At 61.7% G+C, this 420-nt stretch carries 1 protein-coding gene; it reads left to right on the forward strand.

Annotated features, from left to right (window positions below; translation table 11 throughout):
- The coding region (locus EN893_RS37720; protein WP_128362346.1) for a DUF815 domain-containing protein at positions 1–420 on the forward strand (420 nt) is incomplete at both ends.

Consider the following 420-nt stretch of genomic DNA (forward strand, 5'->3'; position numbering starts at 1 on the left):
GCTGTGGGGCGCGCGTGGCATGGGCAAATCGTCGCTGGTCAAGGCCGTGCATGCCGAAATCAACGCCAGGACCAAGTCCGACCTGCCGCTGAAGCTGATCGAAATCCACCGCGAGGACATCGACACGCTGCCGAAGCTGATGGGATTGCTCAAGGCGGCCCCCTTCCGCTTCATCCTGTTTTGCGACGACCTCTCCTTCGACCATGACGACACTTCCTACAAATCGCTCAAGGCAGCGCTCGAAGGCGGCGTCGAGGGTCGGCCAGTCAATGTCATCTTCTACGCCACCTCGAACCGCCGCCATCTGTTGCCCCGCGACATGATCGACAATGAGCGCTCGACCGCGATCAACCCATCCGAGGCGGTCGAGCGCTCATTGTCGATCATGTCGCGGGGCAACAGATGGCGGCGGTTCGAGGT

The sequence above is a fragment of the Mesorhizobium sp. M7A.F.Ca.CA.004.04.2.1 genome, from assembly GCF_004022825.1.
GTDB lineage: Bacteria > Pseudomonadota > Alphaproteobacteria > Rhizobiales > Rhizobiaceae > Mesorhizobium.